This is a genomic window from Cellulophaga baltica, from assembly GCF_018861125.1.
In the GTDB taxonomy this organism is placed as follows: Bacteria; Bacteroidota; Bacteroidia; order Flavobacteriales; family Flavobacteriaceae; genus Cellulophaga; species Cellulophaga baltica_A.
The window spans coordinates 252,417-275,455 of the sequence record NZ_JAHKQN010000019.1; the positions used below are offsets into that span (position 1 = coordinate 252,417).

The 23,039-nt window shown below is 30.2% G+C and carries 22 protein-coding genes; 17 read left to right on the forward strand and 5 right to left on the reverse strand.

From position 1 onward, the window contains the following. Nucleotides 1-241: 241 nt before the first annotated feature. The 13 genes from KO500_RS17500 to KO500_RS17345 all read left to right on the forward strand — a co-directional run bounded on the left by KO500_RS17500 (nucleotide 242) and on the right by KO500_RS17345 (nucleotide 13,047). Nucleotides 242-364, forward strand: coding sequence for a hypothetical protein (locus KO500_RS17500; protein WP_289847663.1), 123 nt, complete (start codon nucleotides 242-244; stop codon nucleotides 362-364). After that, the gene (locus tag KO500_RS10195; protein ID WP_215956439.1) at nucleotides 306-1,580 is read left to right on the forward strand and encodes a ribonucleotide-diphosphate reductase subunit beta; all 1,275 of its coding nucleotides are present in this window, start codon (nucleotides 306-308) and stop codon (nucleotides 1,578-1,580) included. Before KO500_RS17500 ends, KO500_RS10195 begins: the two co-directional genes overlap by 59 nt. Beyond that, entirely contained in the window at nucleotides 1,581-3,371 is a 1,791-nt protein-coding gene (locus tag KO500_RS10200; protein WP_215956440.1) for a ribonucleoside-diphosphate reductase subunit alpha, read from the forward strand. 202 nt (nucleotides 3,372-3,573) lie between these two features. Further along, nucleotides 3,574-4,176 (forward strand): CDP-alcohol phosphatidyltransferase family protein, encoded by a 603-nt coding sequence (locus tag KO500_RS10205; RefSeq protein WP_215956441.1) that lies wholly within the window; start codon nucleotides 3,574-3,576, stop codon nucleotides 4,174-4,176. Beyond that, nucleotides 4,166-4,978: a phosphatidate cytidylyltransferase gene (locus tag KO500_RS10210; protein WP_215956442.1), complete on the forward strand. Its 813-nt coding sequence runs from the start codon at nucleotides 4,166-4,168 to the stop codon at nucleotides 4,976-4,978. The genes KO500_RS10205 and KO500_RS10210 overlap by 11 nt, the downstream gene beginning before the upstream one ends. Nucleotide 4,979: 1 nt before the next feature. Further along, on the forward strand, nucleotides 4,980-6,041 hold the full coding sequence (locus KO500_RS10215) for a patatin-like phospholipase family protein (RefSeq protein WP_252732477.1): 1,062 nt from the start codon (nucleotides 4,980-4,982) through the stop codon (nucleotides 6,039-6,041). 42 nt (nucleotides 6,042-6,083) lie between these two features. Further along, nucleotides 6,084-6,839, forward strand: coding sequence for an SDR family NAD(P)-dependent oxidoreductase (locus tag KO500_RS10220; protein ID WP_215956443.1), 756 nt, complete (start codon nucleotides 6,084-6,086; stop codon nucleotides 6,837-6,839). After that, nucleotides 6,821-8,131, forward strand: coding sequence for a phosphatase PAP2 family protein (locus KO500_RS10225; RefSeq protein WP_215956444.1), 1,311 nt, complete (start codon nucleotides 6,821-6,823; stop codon nucleotides 8,129-8,131). Before KO500_RS10220 ends, KO500_RS10225 begins: the two co-directional genes overlap by 19 nt. Then, entirely contained in the window at nucleotides 8,128-9,819 is a 1,692-nt protein-coding gene (locus KO500_RS10230; RefSeq protein ID WP_215956445.1) for a bifunctional alpha/beta hydrolase/class I SAM-dependent methyltransferase, read from the forward strand. The genes KO500_RS10225 and KO500_RS10230 overlap by 4 nt, the downstream gene beginning before the upstream one ends. Before the next feature lie 126 nt (nucleotides 9,820-9,945). Next, complete coding sequence (locus KO500_RS10235; protein WP_215956446.1) at nucleotides 9,946-10,728, forward strand: alpha/beta fold hydrolase; 783 nt, start codon at nucleotides 9,946-9,948, stop codon at nucleotides 10,726-10,728. Nucleotides 10,729-10,813: 85 nt separating this feature from the next. Then, a complete protein-coding gene (locus tag KO500_RS10240; RefSeq protein ID WP_215956472.1) occupies nucleotides 10,814-11,377 on the forward strand; it encodes a DUF6642 family protein in 564 nt (187 codons plus the stop codon). A 284-nt stretch (nucleotides 11,378-11,661) separates the two neighbouring features. After that, nucleotides 11,662-11,955, forward strand: a complete 294-nt coding sequence (locus KO500_RS10245; protein ID WP_215956447.1) for a hypothetical protein — start codon at nucleotides 11,662-11,664, stop codon at nucleotides 11,953-11,955. Further along, the gene (locus tag KO500_RS17345; RefSeq protein WP_252732478.1) at nucleotides 11,956-13,047 is read left to right on the forward strand and encodes a hypothetical protein; all 1,092 of its coding nucleotides are present in this window, start codon (nucleotides 11,956-11,958) and stop codon (nucleotides 13,045-13,047) included. 120 nt (nucleotides 13,048-13,167) lie between these two features. Here KO500_RS17345 and mnmE read toward each other — a convergent pair whose 3' ends face one another. Further along, nucleotides 13,168-14,580 carry a tRNA uridine-5-carboxymethylaminomethyl(34) synthesis GTPase MnmE gene (mnmE, locus tag KO500_RS10255; protein WP_215956448.1) on the reverse strand — a complete coding sequence of 471 codons (1,413 nt, stop codon included), beginning with the start codon at nucleotides 14,578-14,580 and terminating at the stop codon, nucleotides 13,168-13,170. A gap of 202 nt (nucleotides 14,581-14,782) precedes the next feature. Here mnmE and KO500_RS10260 point away from each other — a divergent pair, with 202 nt between their 5' ends. Both KO500_RS10260 and KO500_RS10265 read left to right on the forward strand, forming a co-directional pair. Then, nucleotides 14,783-15,274, forward strand: a complete 492-nt coding sequence (locus KO500_RS10260; protein ID WP_215956449.1) for a hypothetical protein — start codon at nucleotides 14,783-14,785, stop codon at nucleotides 15,272-15,274. A 69-nt stretch (nucleotides 15,275-15,343) separates the two neighbouring features. Continuing rightward, on the forward strand, nucleotides 15,344-15,682 hold the full coding sequence (locus KO500_RS10265; RefSeq protein ID WP_215956450.1) for a DUF4870 domain-containing protein: 339 nt from the start codon (nucleotides 15,344-15,346) through the stop codon (nucleotides 15,680-15,682). 84 nt (nucleotides 15,683-15,766) lie between these two features. On the opposite strand, the gene dnaN is transcribed toward KO500_RS10265, so the two are convergent. Both dnaN and KO500_RS10275 read right to left on the reverse strand, forming a co-directional pair. Then, nucleotides 15,767-16,885, reverse strand: a complete 1,119-nt coding sequence (dnaN, locus tag KO500_RS10270) for a DNA polymerase III subunit beta (RefSeq protein WP_215956451.1) — start codon at nucleotides 16,883-16,885, stop codon at nucleotides 15,767-15,769. Nucleotides 16,886-17,210: 325 nt separating this feature from the next. Further along, the gene (locus tag KO500_RS10275) at nucleotides 17,211-18,041 is read right to left on the reverse strand and encodes an SAM hydrolase/SAM-dependent halogenase family protein (protein WP_215956452.1); all 831 of its coding nucleotides are present in this window, start codon (nucleotides 18,039-18,041) and stop codon (nucleotides 17,211-17,213) included. Nucleotides 18,042-18,169: 128 nt separating this feature from the next. On the opposite strand from KO500_RS10275, the gene KO500_RS10280 reads away from it, so the two are divergent. Then, nucleotides 18,170-19,123, forward strand: coding sequence for a PhoH family protein (locus KO500_RS10280; protein ID WP_215956453.1), 954 nt, complete (start codon nucleotides 18,170-18,172; stop codon nucleotides 19,121-19,123). A gap of 34 nt (nucleotides 19,124-19,157) precedes the next feature. Continuing rightward, entirely contained in the window at nucleotides 19,158-20,108 is a 951-nt protein-coding gene (locus KO500_RS10285) for a phosphoribosylaminoimidazolesuccinocarboxamide synthase (protein ID WP_215956454.1), read from the forward strand. A 283-nt stretch (nucleotides 20,109-20,391) separates the two neighbouring features. Here the strand turns inward: KO500_RS10285 and KO500_RS10290 are convergent, their stop codons facing one another. After that, on the reverse strand, nucleotides 20,392-21,051 hold the full coding sequence (locus KO500_RS10290; RefSeq protein ID WP_215956455.1) for a 3'-5' exonuclease: 660 nt from the start codon (nucleotides 21,049-21,051) through the stop codon (nucleotides 20,392-20,394). Further along, nucleotides 21,051-22,982, reverse strand: coding sequence for a DUF294 nucleotidyltransferase-like domain-containing protein (locus KO500_RS10295; RefSeq protein ID WP_215956456.1), 1,932 nt, complete (start codon nucleotides 22,980-22,982; stop codon nucleotides 21,051-21,053). The genes KO500_RS10290 and KO500_RS10295 overlap by 1 nt, the downstream gene beginning before the upstream one ends. Nucleotides 22,983-23,039 lie beyond the last annotated feature (57 nt).

Sequence of the window (23,039 nt, forward strand, 5' to 3'; positions counted from 1 at the left end):
TAACATATTTTTTGCAATTATTTCATACCTAAATGCTTAGGTTTTTAAGGCGATTTTATACTATAATACATAAATGTTAAGGTGAAAACTTTAAAATATAATTTTTTTTAATGAAAAAAAATATACTTCGATTAATACTTTACTTGTTCTGTTTAATGTATTGATTTAAAGTGAGTTTAATTTTTTATTTACAAATTGTTAATAAAACTGTGGAAAAGCTAATGCAACTTTTGGTTGAAAAATGGCAAATACTTTAGACCTTTATACTCTCAAAACAGAACCATTTTTAATTCCGGCATCATCACATGAAAATTACGCACCTTATAAAGAGGGATTTTACAACAAAACCCTTTCAGTTACATAAAATATCAAATGCTATATTAAAGGCAATGACTTCAGTTGATCATGGTGACCTTTCTGATGCAGAAAAAATTTCAAATACGGTGCATGAAGCATTGTTAGAGCGTAATAATTCTGTTGAAAATTACACACCAACTGTTGAAGAAGTTCAAGATTTTGTAGAGACAAAATTAATGGAAGCTGGCTTTTTTGATGTTGCAAAAGCGTACATACTATATCGTAACGAACAAACACAAAAAAGAAAGACAAATATATTTGAAAAGCGTATTAATTTAAAACCATATGAGTATCCACAGTTGTATGAATATGTACCAGCAATACGTCACTCATATTGGATACATTCAGAATTTAATTTCACAAGTGATATTCAAGATTTTAAAGCCCGTTTAACAGGTGTTGAACAGAGTGCTATTAAAAATACAATGTTGGCTATTTCTCAAATTGAAGTAGCTGTTAAAAGTTTTTGGGGTGATATTTATCACAAAATGCCAAAACCTGAAATAGGATCTGTTGGAGCAACTTTTGCAGAAAGTGAAGTGCGCCACGCAGATGCTTATTCACATCTTCTTGAAATTTTAGGCTTAAATAATGAGTTCAAAAATTTAAAGAAAAAGCCTGTAATAATGAAAAGAGTGCAGTATTTAGAAACTGCATTAAAAAATGCTAAAAGTGAAGATAATAAGGAGTATGCAGAGTCTATACTTTTATTCTCTCTGTTTATTGAGCACGTATCATTATTTTCTCAATTCTTAATTATCATGGCCTTTAATAAGCATAAGAATATGCTAAAAGGAGTTTCTAATGTAGTAGAAGCAACTTCAAAAGAAGAGCAAATACATGGTGATTTTGGTATTGATATTATCAAAATTATTAAAGATGAAAATCCAGATTGGTTTGATGCAGATTATAACAAATTAATACAACAAATATGTAAAGATGCTTTTGTTGCAGAAAGTAATGTTGTTGATTGGATTTTTGAAGAAGGAGAACTTGATTTCTTGCCAAAAGATGTTATTAATGAATTTATTAAAAACAGATTTAATAACTCACTAGAGAGTATTGGTATTGATAAAGTATTTGAAGTAAATGAAGAATTATTGTCACAAACAGAATGGTTTGATGATGAAATTATTGGAACTAAGCATGGTGATTTCTTCGTGAAGAGATCTATCAATTATAGTAAAAGAACACAAAGTATAACTAGCGACGACCTATTTTAGATGAAAGACTTAAACACTACCCAAGGGAACACAGAGACAAAAATTAGCGATAGCGAACAACTTGTAAAAGCAAGAATTGAAGCGCTTAAAAGTCATAAGCAAAATTCAGAATCAGGTGGTTTTGAATGGTTAACAGAACATAGCCGTAATTTTTTAGATTCAGGCTACTTAACAGGAGGTGAAACTGCTGAACAACGTATACGTGAAATAGCTGATAGAGCAGAAAAACTATTAGATATGCCTGGTTTTTCAGATAAGTTTTATGGTTATATGTCTGAAGGGTATTATTCTTTAGCGTCGCCAGTGTGGTCTAATTTTGGTAAAGAAAGAGGTTTACCAATTAGTTGCTTTGGTTCGCATATTGACGATGATATGGGTAATATTTTATATACGCAGTCGGAAGTTGGTATGATGTCTAAAATGGGAGGTGGTACTTCTGGTTATTTTGGTAAAATTAGACATAGAGGTGCGGAAGTTAAAAATAATGGTCAGGCTTCTGGTGCTGTGCATATTATGCAACTTTTCGAATCAATGGTAGATGTTGTTAGTCAAGGTTCTGTTCGTCGTGGACGTTTTTCTCCATATTTACCAGTTGAGCACCCAGACATTATGGAGTTCTTAGAAATTGGTACTGAAGGTAATCCTATTCAAGAATTAACACATGGTGTTACGGTAACCAACGAGTGGATGCAACAAATGGTTGATGGTGATACTGAAAAGCGTTCTATTTGGGCAAAAGTATTGCAACGTAGAGGTGAAATGGGATACCCTTATATCTTCTTTAAAGACAATGCTAACGAAGGTGCTGCAGATGTTTATAAAGATAATAACCATACTGTTTATGCAAGTAACCTATGTACTGAAATTATGTTACCTTCAAATGACAATTGGTCATTCGTATGTGTACTTTCTTCTGTAAATGTTATGCATTATGATAAATGGAAAGATACCGATGCTGTTGAAACAATGGTATATTTCTTAGATGCTGTAATTACAGAGTTTCTTGAAAAATTAGAAGTATATCGTGACTCTGATAGTAGAGAAGATAGACAAACGTTCTTGTTTATGGAACGTGCTTATAATTTTGCTAAAGATAACCGTGCATTAGGCCTTGGTGTATTAGGTTGGCATTCATTATTACAATCTAAAATGTTACCTTTTAATAGCCAAGAAGCTTACGATTTAAACAATGAGATTTTTAGAACTATAAAATCTAAATCATACAAAGCATCTGAAGAGTTAGCTGGTAAATTTGGTGAGCCTGCAGTTCTTAAAGGGTACGGAAGACGTAACTCTACATTAAATGCAGTAGCACCAACAACATCTTCAGCGTTTATTTTAGGTCAAGTATCACAAGGTATTGAGCCAATTTGGTCTAATATTTATGTGAAAGATATTGCTAAAGTAAAAACTACGATTAAGAATCCTTTCTTAGTAGCGTTGTTAGAAGAAAAAGGCCAGAATGTAACTGCAGTATGGCATAGCATTCGAGAGCGTGATGGTTCAGTACAGCATTTAGACTTCTTATCAGATTTAGAGAAAGAAGTGTTTAAAACATATTCTGAAATTGATCAGATGGATATCATTTATCAAGCAGCAAACAGACAAAATCATATTGACCAAGGTCAATCTGTAAACATAATTGTGCATCCTGATATGCCAGTAAAAGAGATTAATAAAATCCACGTTACCGCATGGAAACTTGGTTTAAAATCACTTTACTACCAGCATAGTATGAATGCCGCACAAAAATTTAAACAAAAGAAAGATTGTGCTAGTTGTGAAGCGTAATTAACATCTTAAAAAATTCTATACAGACTGCTTTGTAAGCTATAATTGGTATTTATACTTGTTTTAGTTTATAAAGCAGTTTTTTTTGAATTGTATTATTTTAATGCCTTGTTTTTTTAATGAGTTGAATTATAGAAGGTGCAATAGTATTTTATGCTTTTATTAGTAAAAGACTTACATTTGAGTTTAAACAATTGTTTTAATGATTTCGATATATAAATTAAAACCCAAGTTTCAACAACTCTTAAATCCTGTTTTAGTTTTTTTGCACCAACGAGAAATAACAGCAAACCAGATTACGATTGGCTCTGTTATATTATCCTTAATTATAGCATTATTATTTTGGAATGCAGATGCTTATAATTGGTTTTTCTTGAGTTTACCAATTGGCCTTTTATTGCGAATGGCTTTAAATGCCCTAGATGGTATGATGGCACGAAAATTCAACCAAATGAGTAAATTGGGTGAGATTTTAAATGAAGTCGGAGATATAGTTTCTGATGTAATTATATTTTTTCCTTTATTAAAATTTCAATCAGAAAGTTTGTATTTAGTGGTAGTATTTATAACACTTAGTGTTATAAATGAATTTGCAGGATTATTAGGCAAAGCAATAGGAGGTGAGCGTAGATACGATGGCCCAATGGGTAAAAGTGACCGAGCTTTACTTTTAGGGGTTTATGGCCTTATTTTATTTTTTGGTGTAGATGTTTCAGGTTTTTCTACTTATATATTTGGGATAATAATTTTATTATTGATAGTGAGCAGTTTTACACGTTTAAAGAAAGCATTGAATGAAGCCTGAAATTATTACTGAAAACAAATTTGCAGATGTTCCATTACGAGTTAAAACTTGGCTATACATTGTATTTGTTTTTACAGTTTCTATTTCTCACCCAATTGCTATGAAATTTTTTATAGCTTGGATAGGTTATCAAGTTTTTTATGAGGTTTTGAGAATGTTTGACATTAAAATTAATTTGATGCTAACATCTCTGATTATAGGAATTTCAGAATTATTTTTGTTACTGTTCTTAGATCTTAATACTTATTTTATTTCTCCGTTTCAATTAGTGCTAGGTGCGATTGTCATTATATTAGCTAAGAAAGTCACACGAAAACAACTTTTAGGTATAGTTTTAGGGTTTCTTTTAAGTCTCACTATTTTTCCTCATTTATTATTGGTGCGTGAGAGTTTTTTGGGAGTAAAAGCACTTGTTTTTTTAGTGGTAGTTACTGAATTGAATGATGTGTTTCAGTATTTTATGGGTAAACTTTTTGGCAAGTTTAAAGTAATGCCAAAAATTAGTCCGAATAAAACATGGGAAGGTTTAATAGGTGGTGTGTTTGTAACCATTTTATTGAGTAATGTTTTAGGTTATTTTTTATTACCCTCATCAATAATTAGCAATACAGTATTAAGTTTCATATTAGGAGTTTTTGGCTTTTTTGGAGATGTATTTATGTCTTTTATAAAAAGAAAAACAAATGTAAAAGATACCGGAAATTTACTACCAGGTCATGGTGGATTGTTAGATAGAATGGATAGCCTTATTTTTAATGCTCCAATTTTCTTTTGGATGTTGCCATTACTTTTAAATTATTAACATGATGGATACTAAATTTAATACTGCTTTTATAGTATCTGGTGGAGGAACAAGAGTGATGATTTATTTAGGCATGTATGCAGCTTTAGAACAATTGAATATGAAACCAGATGTTCTTATAGCTACATGTGGTGGAGCTTTTGCGTCAACAGTAATCAATACATTCCCTAGCAACCAGTCACGTAAAGAATATCTAAAATCAGAAGAGTACTATCGTTTTGCTACGAGACCACGATTAACAGCACAAAAAAAGTTGTCTAAAATAGGTCTTCTTTCACTAAAAAAAGTTTTTGATAAACGAAATGCTCCATTTACTGAAGATGTTTTTAGTACTTACCTAGCTGAAATATCAGATGATTTTACTGAAGATTTTCCGTCATTAAAACACACACAGTTTTCTATAAATATTCCAACACTTATTATTGGTTCTGAAATATTATTTAATATAGAATCAAAAGGAGAAAAAAGGAATAACAAAAAACTATATCAGAAGGTAATTTTCACAGATGCAGAAACAGCAAAAAAGATTAATTTAGATAAAATTGTTATAACCACCAATAATTATATAAATAGTGCAGTAACAGTGGCATCAAAATTAAAAACAGATGTATCTATGTTAATGAGTACACGGGTTTCAGTTTCAGATATGTTTTATGTAGCTCCAGCTGTGTTAGAAAATAAGCATTATGCGGGCGGAGCGATAGATTTGATCCCAATTGAATTGGCTAGTCATATTGCTGAAAATGTCGTTATAGAAAACAAACAAGTATATAGTACTGTAGAAGAATCATTAATTCGTGCTGTTTTAGGATATAGTGGAAATAAGAGATTAACCGAGGTTCAAAATCAGAAACCTGATTTTCAAATTGATACTAGAAATATTAAAAATGAATTAGAAGGTCATTATATAAAAAAGAAAATAGATTGGAAAAATTTAGAAGTTTGTTTTGATTACCCAAAAAGTTATGAAGCGTTTAAAAAGGATATGGATTTGCAGTGGAATTATGGATATAAACAAACCATTGAGAGTATTAAACAACAAAAGAAATTAGAAAGTATTTAGTAAATTATATATTTATAAATTAATGAAAACACTACAAATAATATGAATGTGTTTATTGCTGGCGGCACTTCTGGAATAGGATATTCGTTAGCCATGCATTACCTGTCAAAAGGTAATCGTGTAGGTGTTTGTGGTAGGGATATACATAAAGTTTCTAAAAAATCTTCGTTAGCGTTAAATATATATGAAGCAGATGTATCTGATATAACTTCAGTAGAAAAAGTAGTTAAAACGTTTGTAAATAGCAGTGATGTTTTAGATATATTTATTAATTGTGCGGGTAGTTATGCAGAAGATGTTGCAGGAGAAATTAGCTATAATGAAGCCTCACAAATGCTTAGAACCAATATTTTAGGAACGACTAATTGTTTTGAAGTTGCACGAAATATTATGATTCGTCAAAAAAAAGGATGTATCGCAGTTATAGCTTCTGTTTCCGGAATTTTGGATTATAAAAATTCTAGTCTCTACACAAAAACAAAACGTTCTGTGATTCAAATTGCAAGTGCTTATAATCGTGCATTAAAGCCATTCGGAATTTCCGTAACAACTATTGCTCCTGGGTATATAAATACTCAAAAATTAAGAGATTTAAATGCCGGAGACTTATCTAAAAAACCATTTATAGTAGATGTAGATATTGCAACTTTAATTATTGCAGATGCTATTGATAAACGAAAAAAACTAATTATTTTTCCAACTAAAATGAAATGGTTAATGCAATTTTTGTCCATTTTGCCCTCATCATTACTTAATCTAATAATGTTTAGAAAAGCCAAATGGATGAAACAAAAATAGATCTAAAGAAAAAAGTTACGTCAGTTATTATAAGCTCAATCTTTTTTTCTGTAGTTTATAATTTTATGACTTGGTATACTTCTTCATTAACTTATGTGCCTTCATTTGTTTTTAGTTTTGAAAAATACACTCCTTTTTTACCTTGGACAGTAATCCCTTATTTATCAAGTGGTATTTTTTTTATTGCTGTTTTTTTCTGTTGTAAAACTGAAGAGCAATTAAGTGTACTATCGAAAAGAATACTATTTATCATTACAGTTGCAGGAATATGTTATTTTTTATATCCTTTAAAGTTTTCATTGATAAAATCAGCAACCAGTGATACTTTTTTTAAATGGTTCTTTCAATTTATAGAAATAACAGATTCCCCTTATAATGAAGCCCCCTCATTACATATTGCTTTTGCGTTTATTTTTTGGTCAGTTTTTAGGGTTTATAAAACAAAATGGCGTACAGTATTAGCTATTTGGTTTGTCTTATTAGGGGTGTCAACACTTACAACATACCAACACCATTTATTTGATGTTGTAACTGGGGCTATTTTGGCTCAAGTGAGCTTCGTTATTTTTCCAGCTCAGAAGAATAATTTTCAATTTAGAAATTTTCATATCGCTAATTATTATTTTCTCTTCGGATGGATTATCATTCTGGTTGCCTTATTGTTATTTGAGTTTTGTAGTTCTTTTTGGTTACTATTATTTTGGCCTTCTTTGGTCTTATTTATAGTTGGGTATCATTATCAAAAGAATACTACTCGTTTTTTAAAAAATGTATCAGGGAGTATTATTTGGTATAAAAAAACATTCTATTTTCCTTATTTAGCAGTCTATTGGTTATTCTGGAAATTTTTAAGGAAGAATAAAAAACCTATTGAAATTTTACCTAAAATATACATCTCATCAAGATTAGATAAAGAGGAGATTCTGAATTTTAAAGTGAATCAAAATACATTAGTTTACGATTTTTCTGCTGAGTTAGAAGAAGATAATAAAATCAAAAATATAGCTCAATATTTCTCTGTTCCTATGTTAGATGTAGGTGCCTTTGATGCGTTAGAGATTAAAAGAATAGTACTAGAAATATCCAAAAACTATAAACACCTTCCGCATAATGGAAAGATACTTGTTCATTGTACAATGGGATTTACAAGAAGTACTTTTGTAGGAATTCTTCTAATAAAAAATATTTTATCTTTACCTACAACACAAGCAATCGCAAAAATAAAACATACACATAAAAACGCTATACTACATAGTTATTTACACGATTTTTTAAAGACATTTAATATATGAGCACAGGACATTTTAATAGTTTTGATGGAAGTGAAATTTTTTATCGCAAGTGGAATTTTAAGCCATCACAGAAAAGTATGGTTGTTATTCATCGCGGACATGAACATTCTGAACGTTTAAATGATTTTGCTACAGCTTCTATATTTTCAGATTATAATATTTTTGCATTTGACCTTCGTGGGCACGGCCATACAAAAACAGAGACATCATCTGTTTTTATGGATTATGTGAGAGATTTAGATGCTTTTTCCCAGTATTTAGAAGTAAATTATAATATAAATAGTACTGATATTTTTGTAGTAGCTAATAGTATTGGTGGTGTTGTAGCTTCAGCTTGGGTACATGACTATGCACCTAATATTGCAGGAATGGCCTTATTAGCACCTGCTTTTAGAATTAATTTAATAGTTCCCTTAGCAAATGAAATGATTACGCTAGGTACTAAATTAAATAAAAACTTAATTATCAAAAGTTATGTAAAATCTACAATGCTTACGCATGATGTAGAACAACAGAAAGCGTATGATACTGATACGCTAATAACAAGAGAAATTGATGCGCGATTATTAATTGATTTAGCAGATGCGGGAAAACGTTTAGTAGAAGATGCGGCAGCAATTGATACGCCAACACTTATTTTATCAGCAGAAAAAGATAAAGTTGTTTTTAATATTGATCAGAAAATATTTTTTAATAAACTAGATACAGAATTAAAAGAGCTAGAAGTTTTACCTAATTTTTTTCACGGAATATTATTTGAGAAAGAAAAAGATTTAGTGTATACTAAAATTAAAGATTTTACAGTAAAAGCATTTAATCAACCACAAAAACAGGCAAGTCTTTTGCCTGATCAATTTTCTGTAACCGAAAATATAAGCTTACAAAATAATGAGGGGAATAATTTGAACTTTAAATTTCAAAAATGGTCTCTGAGTAAAATTGGCAAATTTAGTGACGGAATGGCAATTGGTATAAAACATGGTTTTGATTCTGGAGCTTCTTTAGATTATGTATATCATAATACACCAAAAGGAAAATTAGGCTTTGGTAAAATGATGGATAAAAACTATCTTGAAGCTATAGGTTGGCGAGGTATCAGAATTAGAAAGCAACATTTACTACAATTGCTTGAAAAAAATATTGAGAAGTTACAAAAAGAAGGTCGTTCAATAAAAATATTAGATATTGCTGGTGGTACGGGTAATTATCTTTTTGATATAAAAGATAAATATCCAGCTGCTGAAATTGTAATTAACGAATTTGTTCAAGATAATATTGAAATAGGGCAACAAGTTATTGAAGCGAAAAAATATCAAAATGTACGATTTACTAATTATGACTGTTTTGATTCAGAAACCTACAAAAAGATTGATTTTGAACCTAATATTGTAATTATATCGGGTATTTTAGAGCTTTTCGGAGATAATGAGTTAGCAAGTATAGCGCTTGCAGGAATTGAAGCTATCACTGAAAATAATTCAAATGTTATATATACAGGGCAACCTTGGCATCCGCAATTGAAAATGATTGCCTATGTTTTAAATAGTCATCAAAAGAAAAGCTGGGTAATGCGAAGACGTTCTCAGAAAGAGTTAGATAGATTAATGTCTTATAATAACATAGCAAAAGAAACTATGCTTATTGATGATTTTGGAATATTTACAGTTTCATCAGCTAAGGTTAATTAGATGTACTTTTCATTATTTATCTAGATATAACTCATTTCAATCATTCTTTAACACGAAACACCATTACTGTTAATGGTTGTTGTTTTATAATTTATCTTCAAATTTTAAAGCAAATAAGAATTGAAGATGAATAAAGATATACAAGTTGATACACCGCAAAAAGCACCTTATAAAATAGTAGGGAAAGGAAAAAAACACATAGTATTTGTACACTATTTTGGTGGCGATGCTGGTAGTTGGAAGTGGTTGGTAAAAAGACTCTCAAAAAAATATACCTGCGTATTACTTAACCTTCCAGGGTTTAATAATACAGAGAATTTAGAGGAGCTTAGTATTTATTCGTATGCAAACTTTATAAATCAACAGATTGAAAAATTAGGTGTTGAAGACTATATACTTTGTGGACATTCCATGGGAGGTAAGCTTGCTTTATATGCGGCACAAATAATGATGGGTGAAAAACCTAAAAAAATTGTTCTTATAGCTCCGTCTCCACCGACTGTAGAAAATATGCCAGATGAAGAAAAAGAGCGCATGTTGAATCATCCGAATAGGGAAGAGGCTATTAATACTGTTGAGAAAGTAACAAAGAGAAAATTAAAAAAAGAAAAAAGAGAGTATGCTATTGAGTCTCAATTGCGAATAGATAGTAAAGCGTGGAAATGGTGGATTACAGAAGGTATGAATGAGGATATTTCAGAAAGGATAGCTACTTTAGATATTCCAACTTTTGTTATTTGTTCAAAAAAAGACCCTGCAATTTCAATAGATGCTATTTATAAAGAAGTGATGCCTAACCTAGTTAAACCAAGTATACTAGTTTTGAATAGAGTAGGGCATTTGATACCGATGGAATCTCCAAGAAAATTGGCAAGACAAATTAAACGAATCTCTAAGTTGAAATATTAAATAATTATAGCTAATTAAATCGGCTAGCTGCAACATCATAAAATGATAATATTATATTTTTGAAACTTAAATGAAAACTGAATTTATGGATGTTGAAAAATTTATTTTCTGTCTTGAAGGTGTTCCTGATATTGATGTTGATGATACTACTGAAGTTATAAATACACTTGAAGATATTGCTTTAAAACAAAAAATATCAAGCATTTATAAAGCTTGTGATACAATTGAAGGTCTAGAAGATAGTTTGAATAATTTACTTTATGATGACCATAATTTTAAAGATTATGAGATTATCTACCTTGTTATGGATGGTGCACCTAATAACATTCTGTTGAATGATTATTATTACAGTATAGAAGAGGTTGCCGAAATTTTTGAAGGTAGAATGAGTGGTAAAGTGATTCATTTTTCAAATAAGAAAATTTTAGATTTAACTGATGAAGAATCTCAGTATTTTTTAGATGTTACAGGAGCGCGAGCTATTTCAGGTTACGGAACTAACGTAAATGAAATATCAAGTGTAAATACTATTGATAGACTCTTTTTTAGCGCCTACCAAGAAAATGATGATTTATCAGAAGTTGTAGAGCTAATGTTTCAAAAGCATTTTAAACTATGTAAGCTACTCGATTTTAGGTTGTATTATTAAATACCACCCACTAATGTGAACGTCACGCTTGTTCTGTAACGATTAAGCAGTACGTTAACCTGTGGAGTCTGGTTTTGTAACTAATCCTGTAGACAGGTAATATAATAGCGCTAGAAATTACCAAGATGACCAAACCATTTTAAATATTGATATATGATTATTAATAGAACTTTTAGTTGGTTTAACGGAACAAGCAAGATGATTGCGCTAGCGGAGGCAAATTATCAAAACAAGAAATAGAACAGGTACTTGGTGCAGAGGGTGCATTTTCTGTAAAAACTAAATTGTCAGATTATGAATGGAAAGTAAATCCTCTTAGAAAAAATGCTGATAAAAATAATTTAAAAGAACTTTGGAAAAAAGCATTTTTAAATAACAATAAACAAAATGGGCTAACTCAAGAACAAATCTTTACCACTATTTGGAGTAATAACAGTTTAAAAAATGATCTCTTTGATTTATCAAATTACCCTCCAAATTTATCGCAAAGTCAAATTAAAAATTTAGCAGAAAATGATTTTATAACTTTAGTTGGTAATGTAAATTCTAAAATATATAATTTTATTAAAACCCAATAGATGAAATTTATAATGATAATAAAAAATGTGGAAGAGTATAATGTTAAAAATGAAAGTTTATCTTATTCAAACATAAAAGGAGAGCTTTTTTTAAATGATAAATTAATAGATGATAACTATCAATTCTCTGGGATGTTTTTTGAAAATTATCTTTATTATCATCCTAAAAATAATACAACTAATTTTGTTGATTTAAAAACTAATAAAAAGAAAGTTACGAACTGTATTTTTTATAAAAAAAATGAATTTGAAGGTGATTTTTTGACCTCGAAAAAAATTTTCAAAAATGCAAATAATGAATGGGAGAGTGATTTGTTCTTATATTCAACTTCAAATTTTTCAGAAATTAAACAACTCCCTAATGTAATTGGCGGGTTTTACAGACATAAAAATTTTCTAATTCAAATAAAAAATAAAAAGACGATATCTTTAAAAACTATTGATTTACCAGAACTTCTTTGGCAATTCAATTTAGAAACCCTAGGTAAGTTTGAAGACAGAGATGGCAACTTGCAAAATTATGAAGTTCATAAATTTATAGGTGCTTGGCAGAACTCTATACTAGTTGCGTGTTCTGGACAATTGGTTTTAGATATTAATAGTAAAACAGGTGAACTAAATAGAAAATGGCAAGCATTGCCTGGTTATGGAAGTTCTGCTTTTCAAGGGCGTTTGCAACATAAAATACCTTCTACTGATGGTTTTCAGTTAGATATCTCTAAATCGTACCTATACCACTTAGCAGGTGCTTTTTTAGTAACAATAGATTTAGTTACAGGCAGAGCAGATTATCAATCATTAAAAAAAACTTTAGAAGAGCACATATTTTCTGGTTTTAGATGGAGTACTGGCTATGCAGAAGATGAAACTCACATTTATACTATAGCAGAAATGAACCGTTTAGAGTTAGGTTTAGACTATATACCGCAATGTATTGTTGCATTTAATAAAAAAACACTAAAAATAGATTGGCACTATAGGTTTGAAGGAGATTGGGTAAAAACTGATATTCCTCAACTAGCCAATAATAAGCTATATCAACTTAGCGGAGATAACACATTGTATATTTTTGAAAAAGAAAAATCAATATAAAAACAAAAAATCACCCAAATAAATTATATATAATTATTAAAAAACAAATTCTTATTGCCTCATTATTTTTAGTAATGTTTAATACTGTGACAAAAACATGTAGCTTACTAACTCGATAAATTACTTTCCAATACAGAAATTAGCAAAAATATTGCCTAATAAATCATCACTAGATATTTCTCCAGTAATTTCACCAAAATGGAATAAAGCTTGACGAATATCAATAGCTAATAAATCGCCAGAGAAACCAGAATCCATTCCAAATTGTACTTTCTGTATTTCTTCTAAAGCTTTTAGTAATGAATTGTAATGGCGTGTATTGGTAACAATTGTTTCGTTGTTTCTAAGTGCGCCGGTATTAATAAGACTCAATAATTCACTTTTAAGATCTTCAACACCTTGACCAGTTTTTGCTGAAATAAATATTGTTTTTAACTGTTTAGATATTGAGGTTAATTCTGAAGTAATTAAAGTCGTGTTATAAGTAGAAATTTTATCAGCTTTATTTATTAGAAGCAAAATTGCTTTTTGCGGAAATTGATTTTTAATTTTTTCAATTTCTATTTTTAGAGTTTCTATTTCATTTGCCGTAGAAAGTAAAGAACCATCAACTAAGTATAGCACAACTTGTGCTTGTTTTATCTTTTCAAAAGTCTTTTTTATACCAATACCTTCAACTACATCTTTTGTTTCACGAATACCTGCAGTATCAATAAATCTGAAACCTATACCATCAATAGAAATTTCATCTTCAATAGTATCACGCGTAGTACCTGCTATATCAGAAACTATGGCTCTGTCTTCATTTAATAAAGAGTTTAAAAGTGTAGATTTTCCCACATTAGGCTCACCAACTATGGCTACAGGAATTCCGTTTTTAATAACATTACCAACCGCAAATGAATCAATTAATCGTTTTAATACAAGTGTAATCCTATTAATTAAATCTTGAAATTGGGTTCTGTTTGCAAACTCAACATCTTCTTCTGCGAAATCAAGTTCTAATTCAATAAGTGAGGCAAAATTCATTAATTCAGCTCTCAATTCTTTAATTTCACTACTAAAACCACCACGCATCTGTTGCATGGCAATTTGATGACTTGCAGCATTATCAGAAGCAATAACATCGGCAACTGCTTCTGCCTGACTTAAATCTATTTTTCCATTTAAAAAAGCACGTAGAGTGAATTCACCAGCATCGGCAGTTTTACAACCATTACGTAAAAACAACTGTATTATTTCTTGTTGAATATATGTTGAACCGTGACATGATATTTCTACTATGTTTTCACCTGTATATGAATTAGGGCCTTTGAAAATGGAAACTAAAACTTCATCTAATATTCTATCGCCATCTACAATATGACCTAATAAAATAGTATGCGTTTTTTGTTCTTCAAGTTTTTTACCTCTTTTTGATAGAAAGTGTTTTGATGCAATTTTTATCGCATCTTTTCCTGAAATACGTATCACTGCAATTGCGCCAGCACCTGCAGGAGTTGCTAATGCAATAATAGATTCGTTTGAAAACATAGAAATAATTTAGATGCAAAAATAAGAAATAGAAATGAGGCTTTAAATGGTTGTGTTATTTAGTTTTTAAAAGAATGATTGGCATAGCTTTTGATTTGTTGGATGTGAATATATACGATAAAATCATTGTAATTTTTTAAATTATTATGGAATACTATTTTATATCTTCGCCTAACCATTAACATTAAAATAAATTAAAATTATGAAGAAAGTATTCTTATTTGCAATACTAACAGTTGCAACATTAAATGCAACATTTGGCCAAGAATCAGAGGTGCCAAACCCTGTTACAGAACAACAAAAAGATTCATTAGTGACTACTGCGGCCGCAGAAGAAGCCATAGCTTTAGAAAAGATAGCTCAAGCAGAAAAGGAGGCAGAGGAAGCAAAAATGGCAGCTAAAGCGGCTAAAAAAGAAGCTAAAGAACAGAAAAAAGCTGAAAAAGCTCAAAAAAAGTTAGATAATGAAGCAAAAAAAACAGCTAAACTTAAAAAGAGCATAGAGAGTAAAAAAGGTGATATTTCTAAAAGTGAGATGAAAATACAAAGTCTTCAAACTAAATTAGAAAAAAATAAAATTAAGGGTAAGTTATCTCCTGTTGATGAAGCTAAGTTAAACGAGAAAATTTCAAAAGAAAAGACTTCTATTTTAAAAGACAAAGAGAAGCTTAGAAAGTTGAAAAGTAAACTATAATTTAAAATTTAATGTAACAAAATTGTTTCTGGTGCGTCTTATTAGTACATCAATCTAAAAACTAATATCATGCAGAAAGAAAACAAACAACTTTTAATTATAACCCACCTTAGTCAGTTATTAGATGTAATTACTGGTTGTGGTGGGTTTATTGTTCCATTAATTATATGGTTAACACAAAAAGATTCCATTGCAAATATGGATGAAAACGGAAAAGCTATTCTTAATTTTAGAATTAGCATGTTTCTATACTTAATATTAAGTGTTCCGTTAATACTATTGTTCGGTTTAGGACTTTTAGGAATACTAGGTGTTAGTATTCTATTATTTGTTTTCCCAATAGTGAATGCGGTACGTGTAAGTAATGGGCAAGAACCTTATTACCCAATGAGTATTAAGTTTTTGTAATACAGAAATAATACGCTTTAATGAATAAAAAAATCCCAATTACAATTGTAATTGGGATTTTTTAGAATATATAAAAATGGTTGGTTAATTGTTCAACATTACTGGCATTACAAGCATTGTAACTAACTCCCCTTCATCTAATCCGTCAACTGGTGTTAAAATACCAGCTCTATTTGGTAAACTCATTTCAATTGAAATATCGTCAGATGTTAAGTTGGCTAACATTTCAACTAAAAATCTTGAGTTAAAACCAATTTGCATATCATCACCTTGGTAAGAACATGTTAAACGTTCTTCTGCTTTATTGCTATAGTCAATATCTTCAGCAGATATATTTAATTCTGCACCCGCTATTTTTAAACGTATTTGGTGTGTTGTTTTATTTGAGAAAATAGAAACTCTACGAACAGAACTTAACAATTGATTTCTTGAAATAGAAAGCATGTTAGGGTTCTCTTTTGGTATTACAGCTTCGTAATTAGGATATTTACCATCAATTAAACGACAGATAAGCTCAATATTCTCGTAGCTAAATTTAGCATTACTCTCATTATACTCAATAGTAACATCAGATTCGCTACCACCTAAAATACCTTTTAAAAGGTTTAAAGGTTTTTTTGGCATAATAAATTCTGCTACTTGTGAAGCTTTTAAATCTGTTCTTTGGTATTTTACTAATTTGTGCGCATCAGTTGCTACAAATGTTAAACTTTCAGGTGAAAACTGAAAGAAAATACCACTCATTACAGGTCTTAAATCATCGTTACCTGCAGCAAATATTGTTTTATTAATAGCAGTTGCTAAAATATCACCTATTATAGTAGTTGAACTTGGGTTTGAAAGTTCTACTGCTTTAGGGAACTCAGCGCCATCAGCATATGCTAATGCATATTTACCATGGTTTGAACTAATTTCAACAGTATTATTATCATCAACTACAAAAGTTAATGGTTGTTCAGGAAATGTTTTAAGAATATCTAATAATAACTTCGCAGGTACAGCAATTAATCCTTCATTATCAGAATCTACATTTAATACTGCGCTAATGGTTGTTTCTAAATCTGAAGCAGAAACTGTTAATTCGTTTTGCTTTAAATCAAACAGAAAATTATCTAGAATAGGCAAGGTATTACTATTGTTAATAACACCACCTAAAACCTGTAATTGTTTAAGTAAATATGTACTAGATACTATAAATTTCATTCCTTTATATATTTTGTTTCTCTTTTTAGTTCTAAAAAACACTTGAAATTTGAATTGTCTTAATAAGAAAAACCTTCAAAAACATATGCTTTGCTAGATTAACAAAGATATTTTAATTGTTGTTTTTAATGAAACAAACTTATTAACACTATTCAACCTTTAAAACATCTATTTTTTATACATATAAATGTATGAAAAAGACGCTAATAGTACTGTAAATCAAAGTAAAAACTTATTATTGACCGTAAATTATTCCGTCTCGTTTTTGTTATTAAATTTTAGAGATGTTTATAAGTATCTCAAAATTATAGGCAATAAGGCTCTATTAAATAAATTCTATACTGATTGTGTCTCTATAATCTAAACCTAATAAGGTTGATGCACCACCAACCGTATTTAAATCACTTTTATAAATAGCAAGCTCAATATATTTTGATGAATTGAATAAAGCCAAAAGGTCTCCAGGAGCTTTTCTTTTACTTTTTTCCAAATCAAAATTTATAATATCACTATACTTGTTATGTATTTTGGTTATTTTTTTATTTCGGGCATTTAAAACAAAATCACGACCACCTCTGTAAGCTTCAAAAACATGCTTTTGAATATTCGTAATAACATTGCCAAAATTATCAATGTAAATCACACTCCCTATAATAATCTTGCCATTTTCTAGAACTCTAGGAGCAAATTCTCTAATATCTTTTAAGTTGTCAAAGTTTTTACCAACAACATCAAGCGTGCCACCACGTGCAATATGGCAAGCTACTTTTGTAAATACATCTAGCTCAGGGAATGCACTTGATTCTTGTAAGTTTAAATCAATTTTCACCACTTTATCTGGTGTAATTTCTGATGTAATTAATGAGATAACTCCGTTATTTGCAGATACAAAATAGTGTCCATCAACATATACTGCAATGTGTTGATTTTCAGGTGTAAGCTCTGAGTCTACACCAACAATATGTATACTTCCCTTTGGGAAACTTTTATATGAATTTTTTAAAATATAGGCACATTCGGGTATGTTAAAAGGATTTATTTCATTTGAGATATCAACAATTTTAGCATCAGCTAACTCACTATAAATAGTTCCTTTAATAACGCCAATAAAATGATCTTTATACCCAAAATCAGTAGTTAATGTAATAATTGCCATATATGACTGTTGATATGTTTTTTACTTTATCAAACTGATTTTTACTTAAGTTTGTTAAACAAAATTACACATTTTTTAAAGTAACAAAAATTAATATTTATAAGGCTAGTAATTAAATCCGAGAATCTTTGAACGAACTGATAATTGAACTTACGGAAATTAGTCCAAGAGATTTTTTTGGACAGCAAAATGAAAACATTGACTTAATTAAAAAGTACTTTCCAAAGCTTAAAATTGTAGCAAGAGGAAGTAAAATTAAAGTCTACGGTGACGATGAACTTTTAGAAGAGTTTGACAAACGTTTTAAAATGCTAACTGCGCATTATTTAAAATACAATAAACTTACTGAGAATGCCATTGAGCGTTTATTAATGAGTACTGATGATGATGATTTAACATCATCAGAAAGTAGTGGTGAAGTAATTGTACATGGTGTAAGTGGTCGTTTAATTAGAGCGCAAACAGTAAACCAACGAAAATTGGTTGATGCCATGCGTAAAAACGATATGGTTTTTGCTATTGGCCCGGCTGGTACTGGTAAAACATATACTGGTGTAGCCTTAGCTGTACAAGCATTAAAAGAAAAAAGAGTTAAGAGAATAATATTGACGAGGCCTGCGGTTGAAGCAGGGGAGAACCTAGGTTTTTTACCAGGTGATTTGAAAGAAAAATTAGATCCGTACATGCAACCTTTGTATGATGCTTTACGTGATATGATTTCTCCAGAAAAATTAGCAATGTATGTTGAAAACGGTACCATACAAATTGCACCTTTAGCCTTTATGCGTGGTAGGACCCTAGATGACGCTTTTGTAATTTTAGATGAAGGACAAAATACTACGCATGCCCAAATGAAAATGTTTTTAACTAGAATGGGTAAAAATGCACGCTTTTTAATCACTGGTGATCCTGGTCAAATAGATTTGCCAAGAAGAACTATTTCTGGTTTAAAAGAAGCGTTGCTTGTATTACAGAATTTAGAAGGAATTTCAATTATTTATTTAGATGATAAAGATGTAATTCGTCATAAATTAGTAAAGAAAGTAATTGAAGCTTATAAAGGTATAGAACATCAAAATTAATTTTAGTAATCTGAAAACAGAATAATTACGAATAATGAGCAATACAATTATAGATACAAACTTTAATTTTCCAGGTCAGGTAAATGTTTACAAAGGGAAAGTAAGAGAGGTTTATCGCCTTGAGAATGATATGATGGTGATGATTGCTACAGATAGGCTTTCTGCTTTTGATGTGGTGATGCCCAAAGGAATTCCGTATAAAGGGCAAATTCTAAATCAGATTGCTACAAAAATGATGGAAGATACTGCTGACATAGTACCGAATTGGTTGACTGCTACACCAGACCCAAATGTTGCAATTGGTCATGCATGTGAGCCTTTTAAGGTAGAAATGGTAATTAGAGGTTATATGTCTGGTCATGCGGCACGCGAATACAAAGCTGGTAAAAGAATGCTTTGTGGTATGCCTATGCCTGAAGGAATGAAAGAGAATGATAGGTTTCCTGAGCCTATTATTACCCCTGCTACCAAAGCAGAAATGGGTGATCATGATGAAGATATTTCTCGAGAAGATATTTTAAAAAATAATATAGTTTCAGAAGAAGATTATATTATTCTTGAAAAGTATACTAAAGCTTTATTTGAAAGAGGTACGGAAATAGCTGCAAAACGCGGGCTTATTTTAGTAGATACAAAATATGAATTCGGAAAAACTAAAGACGGTAAGATAGTATTGATTGATGAAATTCATACGCCAGATTCTTCTCGTTATTTTTATGCTGAAGGTTATAAAGAAAGACAAGATAAGGGCGAAGCTCAAAAACAATTATCTAAAGAGTTTGTTCGTCAATGGTTAATTTCTAATGAATTTCAAGGCTTAAAAGGGCAAAAAGTACCTGAAATGACTGATGAATATATTACTTCTGTTTCAGAAAGGTACATTGAGTTATTTGAAAACATAACAGGAGAAACTTTTATAAAAGCTGATATTTCAAATATTCAAGAACGAATTGAAAAAAATGTATTGGCTTATTTGGCCAAATAATAAGCTTAAAATAATACCATAAAAAAGCAGACTAATAACTAAGTATTAGCCTGCTTTTTTTATATCATTTGATTTTGTATTTATATCGCAAAATGATATAAAACTGCAGATGCTATAAAGCATAATAAATAGATTAAACTTCTCAATTTTAGGGGGGTATTCATAATCGTACTTTTAATTATTGATTGTGAATATAGTTAAAAAAGTTAAAGAAAAGTGTATTTTAACCAATAATTAAGTGTTTAAACGATTGAAATTCAGTGAATTTTCCATTTAAAGTCTGTTATTTGAATAAATATTTAAGTGTAATCTCTTTTTTGGCTTTTAATTTTTGCACTATTTTCAAGAATAAAATAGCCGTAATATATGAATCTCCCATTGCAGTATGCCTGTCTTTTTTTGATATACTGAAGTTATCTGCCAAATCATCAAGAGAATAACTTTCTTTTTTGTAAAGCAAATTACTTTTTATAATGGTTTTTTTATATAGTGTAGAAGTGTCTAAATACCTATTTTTAAGTTTAGGTAATCCATTTCTTTCTAGAGCTTTATTTAGCATGGTAATATCAAAAATGGCATGGTGAGCAATAATAATGCTATTGCCCAAATAGGCTAAAAACTGTTTTAAAGCTTCAAGCTCTGTCAGTCTTGGTATGACTCCTTTTTTTAAAATACCATGAATTTTAGCTGTTTCTTTATCGTATACTTCTTGATGAATATAGATTTCAAATCCGTTTTTAATAGGAATGTTTTTGTTTATTAGTTCAATAGCACCAATACAGAGTACGCGATCATTTTCGTAATCAAAACCCGTAGTTTCAGTATCAAGTACCACAAACCTTACCTCATCAAGTTGGTCGGGTGTTTTTTGTAGAAACAACTTCTCATAAGCTTTCCAATAATCGGGTAAATCAGCAGGTGTTTTTTTAAAAAAATTGAACATTAAATTGTTTTTAATTGAAACCTTAATGTAACTAAATCTTGAATAGCTTTAACTGTTTTAAAAGTCCGTTTTAGTTTAATTTTTTCTTCTTTTGATAGTGTTTTTAAGTTTATAAACCTACCAGAATCATTATGTCGTAACCCTTGTTTTGTTCTAAATTTTAGTAATGCTTTTGATGCGTAAGAGCAGGCTAAATAAACGTCTTTATTATTCGGTTCTAATTCTGCTAATTTTTCAAAACGTTCAGCTGTGTTGTTTATAGATTTTATGGAGTGGGATAATATAAGTACTCTTGCAGCATCAGTCAGAGGCCTCAATGCTCTGTTTTTAACATCAAAAGAATCTTTGTGAGCTCCATCTTGTTCTACTAAAAACTGTCTAAAGAATCCAGTAGGCGAGGGGTTTTGTAATGCTCCTTTTGCTAAATGTACAAAGAATATTGGGTATTTTTTTACTGTATAGAATATATGGTCAGATAGTTTATGAGACAAGGTGTTGTCACCATAAACAGCATTATAATCAAAAAATATGGCGGCTAGTAAAACTTCATCAATACCTGGGTTTATAATCCAATGTGAAGTCGTTTTTTTCCATTCACTTAAACTTAAACACCATTGCGGACTAGAAGCCATCATTTCTGCAGGGCAGTAATCATAACCAATGGTATTTAGTCTTTTTGTAATAGCCTTGGCTAAATTTAAAAAATAGTGCGTAGTTTTTGGTAAATCCTCTTCCGAAACATCTTCAAAAATTAATGCACTGTCTTGATCGGTATGTAACATTTGTTCACTACGACCTTGACTTCCTAAAGAAAGCCAAGCAAATTTTACAGGTGGCTTTTCTTCAATTTTAGATAATGAAATTTCAATAATTTGTTTTATACAAGCATCGTTTAATTCTGATATTATTTTAGAAATTAATGTCATCGGAATATTTTGATCTAAATATCCCTTCAATAAATGCATGACACTTTTACGTATGCTCTTTATTTGTTTTGTTTTTTTAGCTCTTTTAATGGCTTTTATAAGTACCGCTGGATTGTGACCCAAAGCTACCATTACATCATGCTTTGATAGTATTCCAACGGCTTTTGTGTTTACAGTACCATCTTCAGTAAGGCATAAGTGACTAATGTTGCTTTTCATCATGGCCATTTGTGCTTGCGTAATGGTAAGTGTTGTTGGGTATGTAATAATTGGAGCTGTCATAATTGATGCTGCCGAAGCTGTAATTGGGTATTCACCAGTTACAATTTTATTTCTTAAATCTTTATCAGTAATAATACCTACGGGCAATTTATCATGTACAACTAAAATTGCCCCTACTTTTTTCTCAGACATTATTTCTGCAGCTTTTTTTGCAGAAGTAGTTGTATCACAACTAACAATTTTTTTTGAATAACGAACAGGCTGTAAATCACTTAATTTTAAATCGCTAACGCTGTTTTTAGTATCTGGATTTGCATTTATATTGCTGTCAACAAATAACTTACCTCTGTGGTTTTTTGAATACGGATTTCTAGTATTTGAAGCAAAGCTTTCAATTAAAAAATCACCAATAGCATTATTGCTTAAAGCGACAGGTTTGAAAACAGAGAACGGAATAGCATATAAAATACTTTCTTCATGCGCTTTCGCTTCAAGCTCATAATTTTCATTGGCCATAAGAGGTCTTAGGCCAAAAATATCACCTTCGTCACACATATCAACAATAGTGTTGCTTTCTGTTTTAGTAAGTGAGACAGCTCCCTTATGAATTACATAAAAATGACTATGACCGGGTTCTTTACCAGAAAAAACTATACTTTCTTTTTCCTTATAAATAATAGTTATTTCTTCAGAAATAAGTTCTAGTTCAGCATTAGTTAACTCGTTAAATGGAGGGAAATTTTTTAAAAAGTCGGCTACTCTATGAGATATGGTGTTTTTCATAAAAACATTTAATTACCAATAAAGATACTATACTTTTAAAATCTATAATTTAGTTAC